This window comes from Bradyrhizobium sp. Ken01, from assembly GCF_055807355.1.
The window spans coordinates 1-324 of sequence record NZ_JBVVPC010000174.1 but is presented as its reverse complement, the minus strand read 5'-3'; the positions used below and the strand labels follow the sequence as shown (position 1 = coordinate 324).

The following is a 324-nucleotide window of genomic DNA, read 5'->3' as shown; positions in this document are numbered from 1 at the left end:
CAACTGGGTGCTCGATGCCGACATACGCAACTTCTTCGACTCGGTCGACCACGAGTGGCTGCTGCGGATGGTGGCGCACAGGATCGCCGATCCTCGCATATTGCGGCTCATAGAGCTGTGGCTGCGGGCCGGCATTCTTGAGAGCGGCGAGAAGCAAGAAACGGACAGGGGTACCCCGCAGGGGGCGGGCATCAGTCCGCTCCTCGCCAACATCTTTCTGCACTACATCCTCGATCTCTGAGTCCACCAATGGCGCCGTCGCCGCGCACGCGGTCGCGTTGTGGCCGTTCGCTATGCGGACGACTTCGTCATGGGCTTCGAGAG

Annotated in this window: 1 protein-coding gene; it reads left to right on the top strand. The window is 62.7% G+C overall.

Going from position 1 to position 324, the window contains the following annotated elements; translation table 11 throughout:
* On the top strand, positions 1-241 hold a 241-nt coding region (locus AC0L3S_RS39240), incomplete at its 5' end, for a reverse transcriptase domain-containing protein (RefSeq protein WP_473285324.1).
* Positions 242-324: the final 83 nt, after the last annotated feature.